General features: G+C 56.1%; 1 protein-coding gene. It reads right to left on the bottom strand.

Translation table 11 applies throughout. The features are described 5' to 3' along the window. Positions 1-171 precede the first annotated feature (171 nt). Positions 172-570, bottom strand: a 399-nt coding sequence (locus EN852_RS41150; protein ID WP_189546330.1) for a hypothetical protein, incomplete at its 5' end; no start/stop codon positions are given.

Raw genomic sequence — 570 nt, 5'->3', positions numbered from 1 at the left:
TATAAATCGAATAGTCCTGTGGATGTGGCTCGGCGCACTGTTATTGAGTATTTCCGATGAGGGCAGTCTGATCCAATGGACGCCATCGTTTGTCAATGGCGACGGTCATCCTTGCGATCCGCCGTGGCTTGTGCAGCCCAACGACAGGCTAGTATTCCGAGCAGCTGTAGTTCAGTTAGCCATACAGCGCGCTTCGGCTATGTTCTTGAATCGCTGCCCGTCAGCGTCTGCGAAGGCCAGTCGGCTGTTGGCGACGTCATAGATCGCGAACCTTTTCCGACCGTGCAGCGCTCCCCCTAAGAACATCTTTTGCATCGCCTGGAATTGCATGTTCTCGTCGTCGCTCAAGCCCATTGAGGCACCGGTCGCATCCTTGGAACCGGCGAGCAGATAGTCTTCCACCGAGATCATCGATAAGGTGATTGCCCCGCCATTCCGAACGACATCGACCGCAGCAATCTGTTTCCCTTCGACAATGAAGTCACCGGCGGAGGTAAGCCCAACTTCCACCTCGTTCTCGGGGTCCTCTGACCCCATGTTCGGCACACCAAGAACGGCGGTGCCCCTCAC

This window comes from Mesorhizobium sp. M2E.F.Ca.ET.209.01.1.1, assembly GCF_004010375.2.
In the GTDB taxonomy this organism is placed as follows: Bacteria; Pseudomonadota; Alphaproteobacteria; order Rhizobiales; family Rhizobiaceae; genus Mesorhizobium.
The sequence above is the reverse complement of the archived record's forward strand: the minus strand, read 5'-3'. Positions and strand labels throughout refer to the sequence as shown.